The 20,877-nt window shown below is 47.7% G+C and carries 20 protein-coding genes and 1 riboswitch; of the genes, 7 read left to right on the top strand and 13 right to left on the bottom strand.

Annotated elements, in window-relative coordinates:
- Positions 1-337: 337 nt before the first annotated feature.
- Positions 338-1,444 carry an Ig-like domain-containing protein gene (locus MKX40_RS02320; protein WP_339239250.1) on the bottom strand — a complete coding sequence of 369 codons (1,107 nt, stop codon included), beginning with the start codon at positions 1,442-1,444 and terminating at the stop codon, positions 338-340.
- 180 nt (positions 1,445-1,624) lie between these two features.
- On the opposite strand from MKX40_RS02320, the gene MKX40_RS02315 reads away from it, so the two are divergent.
- Positions 1,625-1,828 (top strand): hypothetical protein, encoded by a 204-nt coding sequence (locus MKX40_RS02315; protein ID WP_339239248.1) that lies wholly within the window; start codon positions 1,625-1,627, stop codon positions 1,826-1,828.
- Positions 1,829-2,054: 226 nt separating this feature from the next.
- Here the strand turns inward: MKX40_RS02315 and serS are convergent, their stop codons facing one another.
- Positions 2,055-3,353 (bottom strand): serine--tRNA ligase, encoded by a 1,299-nt coding sequence (gene serS / locus MKX40_RS02310; RefSeq protein ID WP_339239247.1) that lies wholly within the window; start codon positions 3,351-3,353, stop codon positions 2,055-2,057.
- A gap of 388 nt (positions 3,354-3,741) precedes the next feature.
- Between serS and MKX40_RS02305 the strand changes: the two genes are divergently transcribed.
- Positions 3,742-4,977 (top strand): MFS transporter, encoded by a 1,236-nt coding sequence (locus tag MKX40_RS02305; protein ID WP_339239245.1) that lies wholly within the window; start codon positions 3,742-3,744, stop codon positions 4,975-4,977.
- A gap of 359 nt (positions 4,978-5,336) precedes the next feature.
- Here the strand turns inward: MKX40_RS02305 and MKX40_RS02300 are convergent, their stop codons facing one another.
- Together MKX40_RS02300 and MKX40_RS02295 are read right to left on the bottom strand one after the other, a co-directional pair.
- On the bottom strand, positions 5,337-5,771 hold the full coding sequence (locus MKX40_RS02300; RefSeq protein WP_339239244.1) for a hypothetical protein: 435 nt from the start codon (positions 5,769-5,771) through the stop codon (positions 5,337-5,339).
- A gap of 206 nt (positions 5,772-5,977) precedes the next feature.
- Positions 5,978-7,378 (bottom strand): phospholipase D family protein, encoded by a 1,401-nt coding sequence (locus MKX40_RS02295; RefSeq protein WP_339239243.1) that lies wholly within the window; start codon positions 7,376-7,378, stop codon positions 5,978-5,980.
- Between the two features lie 244 nt (positions 7,379-7,622).
- Positions 7,623-7,735, top strand: a riboswitch (TPP riboswitch).
- A 220-nt stretch (positions 7,736-7,955) separates the two neighbouring features.
- Here MKX40_RS02295 and MKX40_RS02290 point away from each other — a divergent pair.
- The 5 genes from MKX40_RS02290 (at position 7,956) to MKX40_RS02270 (ending at position 12,159) form a co-directional block, all read left to right on the top strand.
- On the top strand, positions 7,956-8,996 hold the full coding sequence (locus tag MKX40_RS02290) for an ABC transporter substrate-binding protein (RefSeq protein ID WP_339239242.1): 1,041 nt from the start codon (positions 7,956-7,958) through the stop codon (positions 8,994-8,996).
- 254 nt (positions 8,997-9,250) lie between these two features.
- Positions 9,251-9,541 carry an MTH1187 family thiamine-binding protein gene (locus tag MKX40_RS02285; RefSeq protein WP_105601532.1) on the top strand — a complete coding sequence of 97 codons (291 nt, stop codon included), beginning with the start codon at positions 9,251-9,253 and terminating at the stop codon, positions 9,539-9,541.
- On the top strand, positions 9,541-10,299 hold the full coding sequence (locus MKX40_RS02280; protein WP_339239240.1) for an ABC transporter permease: 759 nt from the start codon (positions 9,541-9,543) through the stop codon (positions 10,297-10,299). The genes MKX40_RS02285 and MKX40_RS02280 overlap by 1 nt, the downstream gene beginning before the upstream one ends.
- Positions 10,300-10,338: 39 nt before the next feature.
- Entirely contained in the window at positions 10,339-11,247 is a 909-nt protein-coding gene (locus MKX40_RS02275; protein WP_339239239.1) for an ABC transporter ATP-binding protein, read from the top strand.
- Positions 11,248-11,352: 105 nt separating this feature from the next.
- A complete protein-coding gene (locus tag MKX40_RS02270) occupies positions 11,353-12,159 on the top strand; it encodes a TatD family hydrolase (protein WP_339239238.1) in 807 nt (268 codons plus the stop codon).
- 133 nt (positions 12,160-12,292) lie between these two features.
- On the opposite strand, the gene nfsA is transcribed toward MKX40_RS02270, so the two are convergent.
- The 9 genes from nfsA to MKX40_RS02225 all read right to left on the bottom strand — a co-directional run bounded on the left by nfsA (position 12,293) and on the right by MKX40_RS02225 (position 20,876).
- Complete coding sequence (gene nfsA, locus MKX40_RS02265; RefSeq protein WP_339239237.1) at positions 12,293-13,036, bottom strand: oxygen-insensitive NADPH nitroreductase; 744 nt, start codon at positions 13,034-13,036, stop codon at positions 12,293-12,295.
- Positions 13,029-13,628: a TetR family transcriptional regulator gene (locus MKX40_RS02260; protein WP_091018425.1), complete on the bottom strand. Its 600-nt coding sequence runs from the start codon at positions 13,626-13,628 to the stop codon at positions 13,029-13,031. The genes nfsA and MKX40_RS02260 overlap by 8 nt, the downstream gene beginning before the upstream one ends.
- 168 nt (positions 13,629-13,796) lie before the next feature.
- Positions 13,797-14,957, bottom strand: coding sequence for an ABC transporter permease (locus MKX40_RS02255; RefSeq protein WP_339239236.1), 1,161 nt, complete (start codon positions 14,955-14,957; stop codon positions 13,797-13,799).
- A 353-nt stretch (positions 14,958-15,310) separates the two neighbouring features.
- Complete coding sequence (locus MKX40_RS02250) at positions 15,311-17,788, bottom strand: heavy metal translocating P-type ATPase (RefSeq protein ID WP_339242883.1); 2,478 nt, start codon at positions 17,786-17,788, stop codon at positions 15,311-15,313.
- Positions 17,789-18,015: 227 nt separating this feature from the next.
- A complete protein-coding gene (locus MKX40_RS02245; RefSeq protein WP_339239235.1) occupies positions 18,016-18,216 on the bottom strand; it encodes a copper ion binding protein in 201 nt (66 codons plus the stop codon).
- 60 nt (positions 18,217-18,276) lie between these two features.
- The gene (locus MKX40_RS02240; protein ID WP_091018657.1) at positions 18,277-18,633 is read right to left on the bottom strand and encodes a metal-sensitive transcriptional regulator; all 357 of its coding nucleotides are present in this window, start codon (positions 18,631-18,633) and stop codon (positions 18,277-18,279) included.
- Between the two features lie 167 nt (positions 18,634-18,800).
- Positions 18,801-19,292 carry a GNAT family N-acetyltransferase gene (locus MKX40_RS02235; RefSeq protein WP_339239234.1) on the bottom strand — a complete coding sequence of 164 codons (492 nt, stop codon included), beginning with the start codon at positions 19,290-19,292 and terminating at the stop codon, positions 18,801-18,803.
- A 123-nt stretch (positions 19,293-19,415) separates the two neighbouring features.
- Entirely contained in the window at positions 19,416-19,601 is a 186-nt protein-coding gene (locus MKX40_RS02230) for a hypothetical protein (RefSeq protein ID WP_036616704.1), read from the bottom strand.
- Between the two features lie 507 nt (positions 19,602-20,108).
- Complete coding sequence (locus MKX40_RS02225) at positions 20,109-20,876, bottom strand: nucleoside phosphorylase (protein ID WP_339239233.1); 768 nt, start codon at positions 20,874-20,876, stop codon at positions 20,109-20,111.
- Position 20,877: the final 1 nt, after the last annotated feature.

Here is a 20,877-nt window from a genome sequence, read left to right as displayed (position 1 = left end):
CTCTGTATTTTTCATAGGTGCGTTGCTTCATGCATTCAATCGTAGTACTCCGTTGAAATGTAAGTATGGAACTTAGGGATAGAAGAAGATATTTCAGGTAAGCCAGATCACTAGAGTTAGGGTCTGAGCTTATAATCGATGCTTTCATATTCATCCACCCATTCCCGTTATATTGTTGTTAAAACAGAAGGCATTCCAGATCCCTATTTCTATATATCCAAAAAGGAGCGTATGTCTACGCCCCTAATTGTCTGATACCCTTGATCATATAATGCTATTTAACGTGATGATGTACTGAATTTTTGGATTGATGCAAAGTGCTTCATTATATAAAGATTTATTTTACCGTAACAGGGATGGTCACTTTTTTGTTGCCCCACTTGGCCGTTATGGATGTTTTACCTTTGCCTACAGCTACAATCTTGCCATTCGTTACTGTCGCTACGCTCGGCTTTGTGCTACTCCACACCGCACTGTCAGTCACAACAGTGGTTTTACCCGTATCATACTGGGCCATCACACTCAGCGTTGTACTTCCCTGTGGGGATAAAACCAGTTTTTTCTGACCTGAAATTAGCTTTTTGAGCAAAGGTACAACGGTAACCTCTGCCTTTATTGTCTGATTTTGATAAGTTCCTGTCAAGGTGGCTTTTCCTTCAGTCAGCGTTTTGACTGCTCCATTTTTTACGATAGCTACATTTGTATTGGAAGAGGTCCATATCACTTGTTTCGAAAGGTTGATCGTCTTGCCGTTTGCATAGGTGCCAATCACCTTCAACGCTTTGGACTTCTTGATGTTCAGCTGCATAGATGCAGGTGTAACCTCAACTTTGGTAATTTCGTCCGTCACAGCAACGGGCACTTTCACAATCGTTGTTCCGTATTTGCCTTGAAGCAATACTCTGCCTGGCGTAACGCCTTTGATTTTACCGTTTTCCAGCACAGCCGCGCTACTTGATACCGACCATACAATCTCAGACGTCACATCCTCTACCTTTCCGTTCGCACGTGTAATGCTTACTTTCGGGAGGGTGTTTTCACTGCCTTTAACAAAATTATAGGAGTTTGGTGAAGCTTTGATGCTTTTGATCTTCTCCTGAACTTGCACAACCAACTGGGCCTTAACCCCGTCTACTTCTGCAAAAATGGTTGCTTCGCCTGCGGCCACAGCCTTGACTTTGCCTTTCACCATCGTTGCAACTGCTGCATTACTCATGGACCAAGTCACGCCTTCGGTAACATCCTGCTTATTATCAAAACCTTCTACTGTGGCCATCACCTGAAGTGTAGCTGTTTCGGATACACTCATCTTCTGCGGACTGTTATTGGTTATTTCAATCGATGTCACATCACCTGTAGCCGCCAAGGCCAACGAAGGGACAAGTATTGTTAATGCCATAATTAGAGCAAGCGTGCCTCGAAGCGCCAGTTTGATTCTACTCATTTCTATCTCCATCTCCCATAATCCAATATTTTACTTCTATTATATTATATCGGATATGATTGGCATAAAGTTGAATAACGCAAGTGGGAGTCTTGGAACAATTCATGATTTTCATTGTATAATATGGGAAGGTCGCGTAATACTGTTTTAATAAACCTAAAAGATGGGGGTGGGATATGTATGATCGAAAAGAATTTGCTTGATATGGTTTCACCTAAAAATAATCGTAAACGTATGAAAGCTATCGTCACTTCGACATCCACCATGATTCGTCCTGAAGACGAAATGGTTCTATTGATGAAAACAGCCCGCAATCGTTTCAAAAAGGCCCTTGAATCTGGACAAATTGAAATCATTAACGAGCGTGAATGGAAGCTGCGTTAACATTTTAAAATAATTTTATCTACTTACATAAACGAAGAAATTTAGTGATCAAGAAAGTAAGCTATATCTTAGGTCCGAGCATTAACAGATCAGTTAAATTTGGCACAAAATTTTAGGGGATGGATTGATTAAAAAATGGTACCGCTTAAAAGGGGATGTCCCTCGTCATTTTACAAGACGTGTGGAACATCCCCTCTTCTAGTGCCTAAAGCGTCACATAACCTCTCTACTTCACTTCATCCTGCTCTGGCAAAATCAAGCTCTCCACGCCTCCCATATAGGGCCGCAGGGCTACCGGAATGCGAATGCTTCCATCCTCTTGCTGATGATTCTCAAGCAACGGAATCAGGATACGCGGCGATGCCACCGCCGTATTATTCAGCGTGTGACAATAGGCCAACTTACCCTCGGCATCCAGGCAACGAATATTCGAACGGCGAGCCTGAAAATCATGCAGATTCGACGACGAATGGGTTTCCCCATATGCACCACGGCTCGGCATCCAGGTCTCGATGTCATACTGTTTGTACGTTTTCTGCGACATATCTCCGGTGCACACGGCGACAACACGATACGGCAGTTCAAGTAATTGCAGCAATTCCTCAGCGTGTCCCGTAATCTCTTGCAGCATGCGCTCCGATTCTTCCGCATCAGGGGCACAGAGAATGACCTGCTCGACTTTGGCAAACTGATGCACACGGTACAATCCGCGTACATCACGTCCGCCGGAGCCAACCTCACTACGGAAACACGTCGATACCGCGGCCAGCTTCACCGGCTCCTTCACATCGACAATCTCATCCGCATAATACGAGACAAGCGGCACTTCAGAAGTCCCCACCAGCCACTTGTTCTCCCCTTCGAGTTCGTAGACCTGATCCCGACCCGTTGGGAAGAATCCGGTGTTCACCAGCGCATCCTCCCTGACCATCAGCGGAACCTCCATTGGTGTAAAGCCGTGCTTCAGCAACAGATCCAGCGCCAGTTGCTGTACTGCCCGATGTAATAACAGGCCAGCGCCGTTCAATACATAGCTTCTTGTACCACCAATCTTAACGCCACGGGGAATATCGATCAGATCATGCAACTCCCCAAGTTCCACGTGATCTTTGGTGGTATACTCGAACGTTGGAACCTCTCCCACACGTCGCAATTCCACATTATCCTCATCCGACGTGCCTTTCGGGGTATCCGGGGATACGATATTAGGTACCAGCCATTGCAGCCTGGTTACTTCCTCCTGCACAGGGGCGAGCTTCGCTTCCACCTGTTCCAACTGTTCATTGATCTGTTTCACCTGCGCCCGCAAACCATCGGCCTCTTCCCGATTCCCGGCTTGCATGAGTCTGCCGATGTCTGCGGATAACGTATTGCGTAATCTGCGCCCTTCTTCCGATTCCTGCAAAAGTGCTCTGCGTTCCTCATCCCGCTCCAGCAATGTGCGAATGTTAATCTTGATTTTTTTCCCGTCTGCTGCCGCCTGAACCTCTTCTGCGTGTGCCCGAATCCACTTCATTTCCAACATGGTCACCGTCTCCTTTGGCTGTAAAAATACAAAGAGCGCCCTCATCCCTTGGGACGAGGAGCGCTCTGCTCGCGGTGCCACCCAACTTGCTGAATCAGGATATCCTGCTTCCAGCCTCTTGGTCCGCGATAACGGGCGGTTCCGGTTAACTTGGGGAAATATCGCTCCCCTGGCGAAAACGCCTCCGAGTTGGATGCTCATCAACGGCATGGTCCGATCTGTAATTGTTGTGTCTCAGTATATACGAACGATAGACCAGATTGCAACCTTTTGTATCGATCAGGAATTCATGGCACAACGTAACCTGTCCTGTTATGATAGACTTTGTCTTCATGGTTGCGCTTTATTGTGATCCTCAATTTATGTATATATGTAGAAGGAGTTCTTTATGAAAAAATTACTTTGGATCGGGTGTCTCTCCTATTTCCTCATTGGACTTGCCCACGTTGTGCTTGGTTCCATTCTGCCCGTTGCACTGGAACATTACGGCAAAGATTATAGCCAGGGCGGGACATTGATCTTCGCTCAATTTGCCGGATTCCTGGGCGGTGTATTGTTATCTCCGTGGCTGAACCGACGCTTTGGTAAAAGGGGAGGCCTGTTAATCGCAACAGCATTGCTCTGTATCGCAGAATTATCCTACATGCTGTTGCCGCCATGGGGCTGGATGTACGTCATCGCACCCGCTGCCGGTTTCGGATTCGGAATGGTTGAAGCTGTCATTGGCACCATTATCATCGCTGCAATCAAAGACAATACTGCTGTTGCCATGAGCCGACTGGAAGTGTTATTCGGGATCGGAGCGATGGTCATGCCGCTCATGGCCAGCGGTCTGATTGCTGCCGGATACTGGCGTTTATCCTTTCTCGTTGTTGCGATCTGCGCAGCGCTGACCTTTGCTTTCTGGGCGAAAGGATCATTCGGTGAGCTGGACAAGGTTCTGGAGCGACGGAAGCCAGCCGATGCTTCGAGACACACTCACACTGCCAGTGCATCAGGTGAACCGCATTCCGCAGATACCCGTATACCCGGCCCAACCTATCGTGGACGCAACCTGACTCTTCTGGTTCTGTTCGTCCTGTTCTTCTTCCTTTATGTTGGCACTGAGATGAGCCTTGCAAACTTCATGCCAGCGATCCTGATTGAGAAAATGAACATGAAGGAAGCCGGAGCAGCGCTTAGTGTCACCTGCTTCTGGATTGCCATGTCTGTAGGACGACTCTTCGCGGGATATATCGCAGAGAAATTCCAGTACCGCGTCTATGTGCTGTACAGTTGTCTTGCATCTGTGCTTTTGTTAATGGTGTTTCCATTTACAGACCAAATCTGGTCTGCGTTTCTCATCATCTTGCTACTCGGACTTGCCATGTCAGGCATTTTCTCGATTGCCCTAGTCTTCGCCAGTAAACTGCTGCCTGGAACCGAAGAATCCACACCTAGCATTTTGATTGCCTCAGGTGGGGTTGGCGGTGCCATTTTGCCTTTGACCACGGGATGGAGTCTTGATCATCTGGCGGTTAATCAATCCGCATGGATGCTTGCTATCTTTGCAGTTGGCCTGCTTGTCATTAGCGTGATCACGTACCAGTGGCAGAACAAACATTTGGTCGATCCAGCGACTTAACAGCTATGGGTGATACAGTCCAGAGCGATAGAATCAGAATTACCTATTAAAGAAATCGAAATGTCTACTGTCATGACTTGACGGTAGACATTTTTGGTAGCGTTACTCTGTTTTTTACGAACCCAGCACACGCTATTCCGCTCCATTTCTGTATGTTCGAAATCTAACGAACCTTAGAGAAGTTATTGTAGATAAGCAGCTTCAAATCAAGGTCTTGTTGCATTTTTTTGCATATTAACGCCGCTGAGATTCGTTAGATTTTTCATTCCCCAAGAACCGACTTAATAAAGTGTTCTCGATTCGTTACGATCTATTCATTTGCACAAGATTGCCCAGGAAATACTTTAAGGCCATCGGAATTACACACTTTTGTTAACAGTAGGCATTATATGCCCGTTGCTCTTGATGAATTTACCGAATACATATCGTACGAGCGGCCCTAGAATGATCAACTGATATGGAAGTGCCAGACTGAAATTACGAGCGATTGTATGCAGGTACGTACCAAGTACGGATACCACATTTAATTGGTCCGCAAGATACGCTGAAATCATTCCGTACAAAGACATGATCAGGACCATGCCAATCACCATAAAAAATGACATGACCAGCACACCAAGAATCTTGTTGGACTTGTCAAAAGGTAAGGAAAATGCAATTTTTCTCGCTACTGGGCCAACAATGAAGGACTCTACCAGAAAAGCGATGACAAAACACAATAGGAATTGAAACAGGATCTCAAGCGGGGACAACTTGCCAAGTATCCCAGTGTGCCACAAATTGAAAGTCATCATCACCAGGACCATTCCTGTACACATCATTAAGCCGAAAATAATTTGTTCCTTCTTGCTCGTTGGCAATTCTCTCATCCTCTCTGTTTACCTTCGTAATTATAGAGATGATGACTCCCACTACATAAGTGAACATTCCGTGAACAAATCTGATTTTCAAGTTTTGATAAACCGGAGAAAAAGTTAAGCTCAAGAGAATACGATTTTTTCTACAACATAAATTTCCAGAGAAAAGACAGTTTGGATAACGCTGTGATTGCTATTCGTTTGAAAATAGAGCCTTTCTGATTCGTAGATTCTGCTGGATGTTCATCTTTAACCGCAAGTGTACTATGTGCACGTTTGATATCCATAGCCTCTGTTAGTTCGTTGGCGAATGCAGAACCGTAAATGACCACAGCGGATTCGGTATTTAGGAAGGCAGATCTGGGATCAAGATTATACGAACCAACCATGCTGAGGTAATCATCCATGACAAATGATTTGCCGTGTATGGAATAAGGGCCTTCGTATTCATATACGGCCAGACTGGTATCAAGCAACCGTTCCTTAGAGCTTAAGTATCCCGCGAAAGCCAAAGGGTTAGGGGTCTGCTGGATTGAATTCGTCAGCATGACCCATTCTGCTTTTGGATTCATCGACAGATGTACGGCTTTCTCCATTTTCTTGGTAGGAATGGCATATGGCGTCTGAAGGTACACTTTCGACTTTGCTTGATTGGCGAAATGAACAAATGTCCTCCACATGATGGGGTCTTTATACAGCCTTTTAATTGGATTGTGAATGAAAGCAACGTGGTCGGAATGAAGCGCTCCTCGAACCCATTCCTTGGGCAACACTTTCACAAAAGGATCACTCTGAGCCTGGGCTTTTTGATATAAATCAGCCAGCTGAGCCAGCTCTTTTAACCCTTTTGCATGATGCTGACGTTTTGCATGTTTTTCTGGTTTGGTGAATGGATGGTTCCATAACTGATCTAGATATTGTTTCATTTCAACAACCGTGCTGTTCGTATTATCGTTTGCATTGTAAACAAGGACATCCCGATCAAAAACATAGTCTTTTGGGGGTTGCAATGCCATATATTTATCACCAATATTTTGGCCGCCAATGATTCCATATGTGTTGTCGACAAGAAGGATCTTGTCATGCAGACGATTATGCCATGTCCATGGCATAAATAGGTGGAGTGGTTCATAATATCTTAATTCGACATTGGGATGAGCTGCAATGGCATCTGGAATATCACGCAATTCTCCGCGCATGCTGTGAAAAATCCCGTCTAAAATGATTCGAACTTGAACACCCCGATCAGCCGCATCGAATAAAGCAGCAAAAAAAAGCTGAGATGTTTTTCCTTTTTGAATGGAGTAATAGGCCAGGTCGATGCTTGTTTTTGCCTCTCGAATGGTCTGGATTCTCACCTGACCCGATTGAAAGCCGTCCTCCAGGAGCATTACGCGATCTGTTGTACTTCCTCTTGTTAACGATTTTTGCATATCCGTATTTTCAATAGCAGATGGAGACGGAACCAAAAATAAAAGGTAGGCTGTGAAGAAAACGTAGGCACTATAACACAGAATCATTGCGATTATGGTTTTAAGGATCATTCAGTACTCCCCCATTTTTATGTAAAAGTATTTATTGGTATAGCAGTACTATCTCCTTTTGTACCTAAATTATGTTGTTTAAATGAATCAAGCTGCTCGGCTCAAGGCCAAACGATCAAAAACTAATCACCGAAGCGGCTTAGAAGCAAATAGACGATGACCGGAAATCCGTTCCCATCCAGTTCCTGACTGGACACGACTGGGCCTCTGGCCTATAATTACACCTAGTAATGCCCGTAACTTCATAGTTTCCCAGGGGAGTCGGAATTGGCCGGCTGAGAGTGTATCCCACCAAGATACTAACCCTTAGACCTGATCTGGATCATGCCAGCGTAGGAATCGGAGTATATCGAAATGGCACAGCCCTATGGCTGAACGCCACCTCTCTAACGCCTGCACGCGTCCCGGATTACGGGGCGCTTTTTTTAATGTTCTTTTATATAGCCAGAGAGCTAAAAAAAGTGACGTTATCCGGATCATAGCTGGTATAAATCTGCCGATTTATGCAAGAAGCTTGGATATGAAGCCAAGGAGTACCCGTGCCACTGGCCGGACATACCGAAGGAGAGAATCACAGATGAAATGGCGTAAAACAATGGGACTGTTGCTCTTATGTGTACTACTGGTGACTGTGGCCGCATGTGGCGGTAAAGAAGCTGCCCCGGCTGAACAGAACGGCAGCACGAATACGGAGAGCAGCAATGAAGGTGACAACGCAGCCCTCAAGGATGTTAAAGTGGTGCTCGACTGGACACCAAATACGAATCATACCGGCTTGTATGCGGCCGTAGATCAAGGTTTTTATAAGGCCGAAGGCTTGAATGTGGAGATTGTTCAGCCAGGTGCCGGCGGCGCCGATACGATGGTTGCTTCCAATGAAGTGCCATTTGGCGTAAGTTATCAGGAAAGTGTAACTCAAGCCCGTACACAAGGGGTTCCACTCGTCTCCATCGCAGCAGTTATTCAGCATAATACATCCGGGTTCGCTGCTCCGGCGGATCGGAATATCAAATCACCGAAAGATTTTGAAGGGAAAACCTATGGTGGTTGGGGTTCGCCTGTGGAAGAAGCCGTGATGCAATCCATTATGGAAGGCGAAGGCGCCGACGTATCCAAAGTGAAAAACATTAACATGGGTGATGCCGACTTTTTCACCGCAGTGAAACGGGATATTGATTTCGCATGGATTTTCTACGCCTGGACGGGGATTGAAGCTGAACTGCGCGGGGAACCGATCGACATGTTATATGTGAAGGATTATTCAGATGCACTGGATTACTACACGCCTGTTCTCGTTACGAACGAGCAGACGATTCAGAACGATCCTGAGTTGGTGAAAGCATTCCTGAAAGCCACTTCAGAAGGATATCAATACGCAATTGATCATCCCGAAGACGCAGCGAATATTCTGATCAAGGCCGTACCTGATCTGGATAAAGACCTGGTACTGGCAAGCCAGAAATGGCTGAGTCCGAAGTACACGGATGACGCCCTGCGCTGGGGAGAACAGAAACAGGAAGTATGGCAGAACTACACCGACTGGATGTTTAGCAAAAAACTGCTGGATGAACAGGTCGACGTGAGCAAAGCATATACGAACGCGTTTTTACCCCAATAAAAATTGCTTAAGTTTAACTTTTTTACACAAGAACGAAGAGTGCAGAACCCATCTGAAGAAGCGAAGCGCTCACCTAAAAGCTTTCTGAAAGAAAGCTCCTTCGGAAGCATATGCTATCCCCGGATTTCCTCCATTAGAATTCATTAAAGAAATCCGGAGATAACAGTGATCGGAAGAGGGTACTGCAATCGGAGTGATAAGTGTAAACCTGGTTCAATTCATGCAATTTATCACGAAAGGAGCCGTGATCTCTCATGGCAAGCACATTACTTAGCATTCAGGTTATTCCGAAAACGCCAAATGGCGAGAACTCTTATCCTTATGTAGATCGCGCCATTGAAGTTATTCAACAGTCTGGTCTGAAATATCAGGTGAACCCGCTCGACACCACGATGGAGGGGGAACTGGAGGAACTGCTGGAGGTTGTCCGCAAAATGCACGAAGTACTCGTCGAGGCTGGCAGCCCAAGCATCATCTCTCAGATCAAAATCGCCCATAGCCCTACTGGCTTCAGCATGGATACCCTGACGGAGAAGTACCGCTAATGAATGCTTATTTCAAAAGTGTATGGCCGCCCTTCGTGGCGGTTATTCTCTTTATAGCGATATGGCAGGGAGCCGTCTCCCTATTCCATATCGAGAAATGGATGCTGCCAGCACCGTCCGATATCGCCCGCGAAGCGGCATCCCAGGCTGATCGGCTTGGCATGCATGCCTCCGCAACCATTCAGTTAACCCTGATCGGATTCGCGGCCGGCACAGCGGTTGGATTACTGATTGCAATGGTGCTGCATTTAGTTCCTTTTCTCAAGTCAGCCCTGTATCCTTTACTTATTCTTAGTCAAAATATCCCGACCATCGCGCTCGCGCCGCTCCTGTTAATCTGGTTCGGATTCGGGTTGTTGCCTAAGCTGATTACGATCATACTAGTCTGCTTTTTCCCCGTTGCGGTAGCTGCGATGGACGGCTTGACTCGTACCGATGCAGCGATGATGAACTATATGCGCATGGCTGGTGCGAAACGTCACCATATCTTCTGGAAGCTGGAACTACCCCATGCCCTGCCCTCCGTGTTCTCCGGTGTCAAAATTGCCGCTACCTATAGCGTGATGGGTGCCATCATTGCCGAATGGATTGGTGCAGACAAGGGTATTGGTTATTATATGATGCTGCAAAAATCAGCTTATCGCACAGATCGCTTATTCGTGGCAATCATGATTATTGTCGCGCTCAGCTTGCTGCTCTTCCTGCTCATCGCGTTGCTGGAGAAGCTGCTCGTGCGCTGGCGGCCACAGAAGCGATAACAAAGCATGTAAGTCTATATATTAGGAAGTGATCAGCATATGAATCAGCAACAGGACGAACACGTCCAGCCTGAACGGGGAGCACGCACATTGGAACCAAAGCACGGTGAAAAAATTTACTCGACTAATTCCGGGCTACCGACATATACGACTGCTGCTTCGGTTCCACCTGCACTGGACGTCGTGGATGTTCATGCATCATTTCGTGAACGACGGAGCAGGCTACCGGTGTTGAACGGCCTGTCCCTGACTGTGAAGCAAGGTGAGTTTGTCGCTATCGTTGGGCCATCCGGCTGTGGCAAAAGCACCCTGTTCCATATCATCGGTGGTCTGCTGAAGCCACAGGAAGGGCAAGTGCTCATGAACGGTCACGATGTTACGGGCCAACGTGGCAAAATCAGTTATATGCCACAACAGCCTGCCCTTTTCCCTTGGCGTACCATTGAAGACAATGTACTGCTTGCTGGTGAAGTAGCTATGGATACTCCTCCCCGGGCTGAAGCACTTGCGGAGGCTCGAAAATGGTTAAGTAGCGTGGGTCTTGCCGGATTCGAGCAGGCATACCCGCATATGCTGTCGGGCGGTATGCAGCAACGCGCTGCATTCCTGCGCGCCCTGCTTAGTCCGCAGGAGTTGATGCTGCTGGACGAACCCTTCAGCGCGCTGGATGCACTCACACGTAGCGACATGCAGCGCTGGCTGCTCGATATCTGGGAACAGAACCGTCGTTCGGTGCTGTTCATCACCCATAATATCGAAGAAGCATTGCTGCTTGCGGATCGGGTCTATGTATTATCCAACCGGCCTGCAACGGTGTTGCATGAGGTACATGTTCCTTTTGATCGCCCCAGACGGGAAGAAATTACGGAGGAATCGGCATTCCTTGAACGTAAACGGCAGATTGCACAGTGGATGAGAGAAGAACAGCAGAAAGCCCGCCTATCCTAATAGCGCGGGTTTTTAAGTTATTATTTTCCTTTAATGGGTGATCCATTATATGAAATCTGACGTACCATAATTAAACTATATATGAACACAAGGAGGATTTCCCTCATGCTTTCTCAAGCTTTCGCTCCATTAATTGATGCTCATATTCACTTGGATCAGTATCCCCCTGACGAACTACGCGAGATGCTGCTATCATTTCCGTCCCAGCAGGTTGAAGCGGTCATTGCAGTATCCATGAATCTGGCCTCTGCCCAGGTCAATCTGGAGCTTGCAAATCAACATCCACGCACCATATATCCGGCCTTCGGTTTTCATCCGGAACAGGAACTGCCATCCGCTGCAGAGATGGACCTGTTCTTCCAATGGATCGAGAAGCATATGGGACAAGCCACAGCCATCGGAGAAGTCGGCCTTCCCTATTACAATCGTCTGGAGGCTGAGCAGGCAGGACAGCGCTTCGATCAGAGCGGGTATATCGAGCTGCTTGAACGGTTCATCCAACTCGCGAAAAAGCATAACAAACCGCTTGTCCTTCATGCTGTATACGAAGATGCGGATATCGTCTGTGATCTGCTGGAGCAAAATCATTTCCGACGCGCGCACTTCCACTGGTTCAAAGGGTCCCGCGAAACGGTAAGACGCATGGCAGACAACGGTTATTTCATCTCCTTCACGCCGGATATTCGTTATGAAGAAGAGATTCGTGAACTCGCCCGGCAGTATCCAGTAGAACAAGTCATGGCCGAGACCGACGGACCTTGGCCCTTCGAAGGGCCGTTTCAGGGACGAATGACACACCCTGCCATGACCAGACAAGTCATTCAGGCATGGAGTGAGATCACCGGCATGGGAACCGAACGGGCCGCCCGTCTCTTTTATCAAAATACAAAGCGTTTCTACGGCTTAACTTGATTACAGTCAAGTAATTGCAAGCACTCTCACTTGCCCGTGCCCACACAACACAAAAAAGCCAGTCGTTTTCACCCCGACTGGCTTCTAATCTACATATATATAAGTGGAACAAAATTTTTACCTTCCGTTCAACTTAACGCTTCAGGAATCCTTTGCCTTCCAGGAACGGTCTCACCTGCAACCGTGCCGGCTCAGTCAGGCGCTTCGCCATCAGTTCGGACCATGGGGTCGTTCGTTCTCCATTGGTCCGTTCTTTCATGTACGCAGTTGTAGTCTCATCATACTGCTCAACACCTTGAAGGCTCTGCTCGGCATTATAGCGATTATGATGCAGAACGGCTTTCAATGGCAGGCGTGGCCGAATTCCTGTTTCCTGATCTGCAACACCAATACACATGCCGTACACCGGATATACGCCTTCCGGCAATCCCAACAGCTCAGCGACTTCTTCAATCCGAGTACGAAGCCCGCCGATATATACAATTCCGAAGCCAAGAGATTCGGCTGCAAGAGCGGCATTCTGGGAAGCCAGAGCAGCATCAATCGTGGCTACCATGAAATTCTCGGTCGAATCGGCATACGATTCCTTCTCAGGAAGATGACGTTTCGCAGCATCACTCAGCCGATATAGGTCAGCACACCACACGAGAAACACGGGACATTCATTGACGTAGGCCTGATTGCCTGCCAATTCAGCCAGCTTGGCTTTTTGCTCCGATTCAGTCACGGCAATCACGGTGTAAGCTTGTACACTGCTTGAAGAAGAAGCCATCTGCCCTGCCGATACAATGGCTGCAAGCTGCTCATCACTTACCGGGTCTGGCTTAAATTTTCGTACAGAGCGGTGTTTCATCATCAACTCAATGGTTTCATTCATGGCGATTCACTCCCAATCCTCGAAGTACGAACTCAATGGTCTGCTCCGCGAGCTCGTCTGTATTCATATGTTGATAATCAAAGCCAAATCGTGAATTCTTGGCCCGTTTGTGTGCCAAAGCCACACCCATAACCTGAAGCATTGCATAAGATACGGACTCGATTTGGAACAATCCCTGGTCCTTTCCTTCTTGCAGCAGTTCCCTCACGCGTGTCCAGACGGGGTCCAGAAAACGAAATACGGTAGCTGTGCGATGTGTACGCAGTGTAATTTCAAGCTGCACAATATCGCTCATCTCTCGATCTGTCATCGTGAACTTCACAACTTCACCAATAATTCGTCGGATACCTTCCACAGGCGAGGACATGGACTCTTCCGCCAACGAGTTCATCATATGATCGGGGAAGAAATGTTCAAATAATGCCTCGAACACCTTTTCTTTGCCGCCAAAATGGTATGACACCAGCGACACATTCGCACCCGCCTCATCACAGATTTGACGAACACTCGTCCCGTCATACCCCTGCTGTGCAAAAAGCTTCTTGGCTGCAAGCAATATCCTCGTTTTGATATCCAACTCCGGTTCCGTCATTCCGTCCCGCTCCCTCTTGTCCGTTCATCTCATTCGCTCTAGCTCAAGGACAGCAGCCAGCGAATCATCTGTCTATTATATTACACCAAGCACCCCGATGAAAATCATCGGGGTGCTTGTCCTATCCTATTGTCCTATCTTATGAAGCCGTTACATGTATCTGTTGTATTAGTTGTGTGCTTGAACCGGGCGTGGTGCACCAGCTGGCATGCGTTGTTTTTTCAACAACGTCACAACCAGTGACAGAGCAACAGCAACCAACAGTACAATGACGATAGATCCTGCAGCAGACTGAACTCCTGGGCCTCCCAATTGCACGCTCAGAATACCCTGAACGGCGTATGTTGCAGGCAGGTACTGTCCAATGCCGCTATAGAAGCTGTTCAGCAATTCACGCGGTACCATAGCACCGGAAGATACCAGTTGCAAGGACAGTGAGATGATGTTGAACAGACTTCCTGCCGGTCCGAAGCAGATCAGGAAGAACTGGGAGAAGAACATGAACGTACACAGGAAGAGTGCCTGGAACAACCAGAACGCAACGAATCCTTGTGCAATCTGTCCGCCCAATGCAACGATCAGCGATGATCCCAGCAAGGAAACGACCAATGCAGAACCCACGTTAATGACAACTCTCGCGCCAAACAAAGTCAAGCGGGAATAGGTAGATGACAGCATACCCATGGCTGTCTGCAGGTTCATCCCCATAATCATGGCACCTACATAGGAAGCCAGTACCATCATCATCGGCACCATCTGATTATTCATCCCGTTAACCGGGTTGATGGACGTTGTTGCCCCTTCCACTCGGGTAGCCAGGTTCGCAGCAGCTTCAGCAGCCTGATCGGCAGGCGCACCTGAAGCAGTTAACACCGTCTGAACGCCTTGTGCTGTAGCTTGTTTGTTAATCGTGTTTGTCACACTTTGCGATACACCTTGCATCATGCTTTTAATCGTAACCGGGTTCGCTTCATTTATGGTGTATTTAATCTCGGCGGTTGAGCCAGCCGTCTGAAGCAGTTCGTTGAACCCAGCCGGAATATCCAGCACCATGTGTACTTTGTGATGATTCAACTGATCCAACGCTTCAGCTGCACTCAGATTGGATACGGTATGGAAAGGCAGTGTTCCTGCGAGCGAATCCGCAATTCCTTTGGACATTTCACCATCCTCGTTCACAATCGCAACCGTTAATTCTTTCGTACGGTCATTTACTCCAGAATATGCGGTCATCCAGATCACGCTAAAGATCACTTGGAACATAAGTGCTGTTACGATCCCTACAATCACTGGCGGTTTTTTAAACAATGTACGTAAAGCCTGTAACATAAAAGGTGTCCTCCATTACTCAAAATAGTTCTAATTTGATTTAAACAGTTGTTTGAATCAAACGATCGTTTAAATTTTATGTGAATATGACCATATTGTCAACTCATTTTTGAAATATTCAGAAAATATAAGATTTATTCATGAATGTAATTAATCCATTTTCACAAAACAGCATAATACCAACTTTTCTCCATAGAAAAGGACATCTAGACCAACGATTCAGGCCGTACTTCTCTCACGATTCAAACTGTTTCTTCTCAACAAAAAGCACGGCCCGCCTGCAGCGAACCGCGCATGTATTATCCTCACTTTGTTACCATGAGGCATTGAATATCTCTGTAAACATGGGCCGGTCAGCCATTTCTATTCAGCTTCATGCGTTGCAGTCGCAGCGCATTCAGGACAACCGACACGGAACTGAACGCCATCGCCGCCCCTGCCAGCCATGGGGCCAAGAAGCCAACTGCCGCAATGGGAATACCAATAACGTTGTATCCGAGTGCCCAGAATAAGTTTTGTTTGATATTCCCCATCGTGCGCCGGCTCATCTCAATCGCATCTGCAATGCTGTTCAGATCACCACGCATCAAGGTAATATCCGCCGCTTCCATCGCTACATCCGTTCCTGTTCCAATGGCCATCCCAATGTCAGCAGTAGCGAGTGCCGGAGCATCATTAATGCCGTCACCTACCATCGCAACTTTCAGGCCACTCTCCTGAAGTTTCTTCACTTCCGCAGCTTTACCTTCGGGCAGAACCTCAGCCAGCACTTTACCTATCCCTGCCTGTTCCGCTACAGCGCGAGCAGTCCGCTCATTGTCTCCGGTGATCATGATCACATCAATCCCCATCGCCTGAAGACGACCGATCGCTTCACGAGAGGTATCCTTAATGGTGTCAGCCACTGCCACAATGCCTGCCCACTGACCATCTACCGCTACCAGCATCGCTGTACGCCCCTGCTCTTCCAGTCGGTTCATCTGCTGAACGGTTTCCTCAGAGACATCCACCTGTGCATCCGCAAGCAACCGCCGTGTGCCAACCAGAATCTCCTGCCCTTGTACTGAAGCTCGCACACCATATCCCGGTATGTTCTCGAACTTCTCTGTTGAGGTCAGCTCCAGACCCTTGGCACGGATACCTGCAACAATCGCCTCTGCCAGCGGATGCTCCGAACTCTGTTCAGCCGCTCCCACATGCTCAAGCAGATCAGATTCCGTCCAATTCGGAGCCGTGATAACGTCGGTAAGCACGGGTTTACCTTGAGTCACTGTACCTGTTTTGTCGAGCACCACGGTCTGAATCTGTTGTGCGGACTCCAGATGTTCGCCGCCTTTGAACAGAATGCCGTACTCAGCGGCACGGCCTGATCCAGCCATGACTGAGGTCGGCGTGGCCAGCCCAAGTGCACATGGACAGGCAATGACGAGCACGGCAATCGCTTTTTCAAGGGAACCCGCAAAGTCACCCGGACTTGCAAACAGATACCAGATCAGGAATGTCAGCGCGGCTATGCCAACGACGATCGGAACAAATATGCCTGATATAACATCTGCGATTCGTTGAATCGGTGCTTTGGAACCCTGCGCCTGCTCTACCACTTTGATGATCTGGGACAACGCCGTGTCCGATCCCACTCGTGTCGCACGCAGTCGTAATACGCCATTTTTGTTCAACGTAGCACCTGTAACGGCATCTCCCGGTTTTTTATCCACGGGAAGGCTCTCTCCGCTTAGCATGGATTCATCCACAGAGGATTGCCCCTCCTCAACGATACCATCTACAGGTATGCTGTCACCCGGCTTCACCAGAACGAGCTCTCCTACCGCAACATATGCAGCAGGAACCATAACTTCCTGTCCATCCCGGATGACACGGGCTTCACGTGGAGCCAGTTCAATCAAGCTTTTAATCGCCTGTGAAGATCGGCCTTTCGCCACAGCTTCGAACCATTTTCCCAGTAAAATTAACGTAATTAGAATCGCACTTGTCTCATAATAGAGTTCTACCGAAGGCATGGCGGCTGTACCCGTTCCCATTGCCCCATGATCCACCGACGCAAAAGGCAAGTACCCACTGGATAACGTCAGATACAGACTGTAGAAAAACGCTGCGCTGGTACCCAGTGCGACAAGAACATCCATATTCGCGCTACGGTTGCGTAGTGCTTTGTACGCTCCTACATAGAACTGCCACCCAATCACGAACTGTACCGGTGTTGCCAGCAGCAGTTGGAACCACGGATTCATGAACAGCTCAGGTACATAGATTCCGGATGTGAACGAGAAATGCCCCACCATGGCCCACAGCAACGGAATTGATAACAAAGCTGATATCATCCATTTCCACTTTTTGCGTTGCAGCTCACGTTCACGAACCGATGTAGTCTCTTCTTGCGTCAATTGCAGTTCAGCACCGTAGCCCATTTGCTTAATCTTGGCGGTAATATCCGAAGGTTTCAATGAGCCCGCGGCATATTCGATATGCCCGGTCTCCAGCGCCAGATTCACATTCGCCTGAGATACCCCGGGTAGTCGGGAAAGACCTTTTTCAATCCGCGCAGAACAGGCAGCACACGTCATACCGGTGATGTTCAGATCTACTGATTCAGACACCGTACCGTAGCCAAGTGCTTCTACTTTATCCCGCAATGCATTCACGTTGGTTGTCTTCGGATCATATGAAACGGTTGCCTGTTCAATCGCAAGGTTCACATTGGCCTGATGCACACCCTCCATGCGGGACAAGCCTTTCTCCACTCGTGTCGAACATGCGGCACAGGTCATGCCCGTGATGTGAAGTGTTGTCTTCAGTCCAGGCGCGTCTGCCATAGGGGGCAATGTTGTAGGTTCTGATGATGCATCCATTGCTTTATTCGTTGAGTTAACCATCATGTCAGCTCCTTTCATGTCGATTCATATTATTATATGTTGCAATCAATTATACCCCCAAGGGGTATGTGTCAGACAGAAAATTAGGCTTAAACCTGACTCGTAGGAAAAAAGACCTCTGACCTCTTTTTACCCATGAGCATGTTCGGTTTAAGCCTGGAATGCCGTTAGACTACATCGTATCCCTGATCTTCAATCGCAGCTTTGATCTGATCCACGTTCACTTTCTGCTCATCATATTCCACAGCTACCGTTCCCGCTGCCAGATCCACGTGACCACTCGCCCCAACATTCTTCACAGCCTCTTCAACCGACTTCACACAGTGATTGCAAGACATTCCCGTAACGTTCAACGTAACATTAGACATTGTAAATTCCTCCTTGGGATATATTAAAATGATAAAATTAATTAGGTGAATTGATTCAGCTTACTTCATTAACTTCCGCATCGTAACCAGCAGTTCATCCACAACCTCATGTTCACCAGCTTGAATACGCTCAACAATACAGCTCTTCATATGGCCTTCAAGAAGAAGTTTGCCTACTGAATTAAGAGCAGACTGAGCCGCCGCAATCTGCGTCAGCACATCATCACAGTACGTATCCTTCTCGATCAATCCCTTGATCCCGCGAATCTGACCTTCCACACGGTTCAAACGAGAAACCAGGTTACTCTTCATCTCCTGCGAATGGTGACTCTTGCGCACATGCTTCCCATCACTGCCTTCGGTATGACAGGATACTGCTTCTTGAACTGTAGCCGAAGCTTCCGTTGAATCGGACATGGAGGATTGCAAAGGTTCCTCGGGATGGCTCTGATGATCCATCATGAACACCCCTTTTCTTTCGTTCTTTTCTAAGAGTAACATACCCCATGGGGGTATTCAAGTTCATTTTGATATTTTGTTAAAAATAGATGATTGCTTGTTCGATTGATAAAGAGCAGTGCATCTTACAAGGTATATTCCATCCTGCTGCTGCGAACGACCAGACCCATCTGTTCATAGAAAGCCTGTGCGTCCGAGTTAAACGTCGACACGGATAATTCCATGCTGTCTGCCTGAAGCTCTCTTCCTAGCTCGATGAATGCCTGGATCAACTGTTTGCCCGTTCCTTGACCCCGATGCTTGGTATCCACTACAAGTTCATGGATGTACAGCATCTTGCGATCCACCATCAATGGGTTATCCTGAATTACACTCAACTGCGCACTCCCGTAACCCAGAATCAAGCCTGTTTCTAAAGACTCGGCAACATACAGGTATCGCTTGTCCGTTTCCAGTAGTTCGGTAAATTCCCTTTCCTCCATTCTAGTCTCTAACACTCTGTATAGATCCGGCCGCGCCTCGACATGCATCTGGTGCAGTTCATCCATCAACAATGACACGCCAGAGTAGTCCCTGAGTTCTGCCTTTCGAATGTTAACATTCCCCTTCGTGCTCATCCCCATCACTCTTTCGTCTGTTGAATTTTACATTATTATATAACCAAAAAGCAGATACCATAAGGGTACCTGCTTCGCTAAATTTATCTTCATTCCATCAAGCCCATAGGATGTTCATGATGATTATTTTTTCGAAGAAGTATTTCCTTCATTAAAAGCAACAGGTGATGGCTTCGCTGCCCATTCATCCGCCTGCGGCTCAATGTCCACTCCGCTCAAGATTTTCTTTTTCTCCATCAAGGAATCCCCGTCTTCATCCAGCTTGTTGCGAATTTCTGCCTCGTCCTGAGGTTGATTGTTCTGTGTCATCGTAGAGTCCTCCCTTTTCGTATTCATGTTCATGGTGATGTTCCTTTATATAACGTGCCCATTTTCTGCATTATCATTCTCAGCGAGGGATAGACGTCAGAGGCTAACGAATCCTACACACCTTATATGGGCAAATATCGACGGAGTGAAAATGTAGCGAATCTCAGACACGTTATTTAACGGTAATTCATTATATTGGATTGAAAACAGGCATTAATTCCGGCATTAGCGTGCCAACGATTCGTTAGATTTTCATACTTGCGATATCCCCTCGAATAAGACGTGCTGGGTTCGTTAGGTGAAACAGTACACCATTCATAACCTCCACTTCTCACATCAGCTTATACTCACAAATCCCTAAAACAATTATCGTCGATACAATTCCCCAACTTTTTTGGGCGCAAAAAAGGGCATTCCCCCAGACCATTATCATGACCCTACGGAATGCCCTCTTTCCTTATGTCCACCTCAGGTGGACGTTTAACCGACTAAATTACTAGCTTTGTATTACGCCTGATCCTGACGCGCAAGCGTGACTAGCGCACGTAGCGCTGCATTAATCTCACGCTCCACCGCTTGTCCAACCGCATCTGTATGCGGATCATACTCAGCAGCCAGGTCGCTGTCCGCGAATCCGTCAATCGCGACAATGGCTCCGGCACGAGCGCCACGCAAGGTGCTGACGATGTAGAGTGCCGCAATTTCCATCTCGGCCGCAAGTGCTCCAGCCTGCTTGTACTTGCGATGTGGAATCTCTTCCACGCCTGCAAAGAACGCATCCAGCGTTACGGTGATACCCACACCAACTTTACCCGCTGCAGTCGCAGATTCGGCATTTGCTGCGTTCCCCTGCTCACGAGCAGCTTCGATCAACGCTTGCGTCACACCAATGTCTGCTACCGCTGGGAAACCATTCGGCACCAGCTGGCGAGTCAACCCATCTGTACGAACAGCGGCTGTACTCACAATCACACTACCTGCCGGAAAATCCGCTGTATACGATCCCGCCGTACCTACACGAATCAGAGTTGTTACACCTGCTCGAATCAATTCCTCGAAGCAGACAGCCGCTCCAGGTGACCCTACACCATGGCTGACCACAGCGATCTGTACCCCTTCGTACAGACCAACAAACGTGCGATACTCCCGACTGAACGCCAGTTCTCTCGCTTGCTCCAACTTACGGGAAATCTTCTCCGCACGTGCCGGATCACCACAGACGATGGCATATGCCGGCATGTCTTCCGAATGAATCTGCAAAATAGGCATCAACATA

Origin of the sequence: Paenibacillus sp. FSL R5-0517 (assembly GCF_037974355.1) — a bacterium.
In the GTDB taxonomy this organism is placed as follows: domain Bacteria; phylum Bacillota; class Bacilli; order Paenibacillales; family Paenibacillaceae; genus Paenibacillus.
The sequence above is the reverse complement of the archived record's forward strand: the minus strand, read 5'-3'. Positions and strand labels throughout refer to the sequence as shown.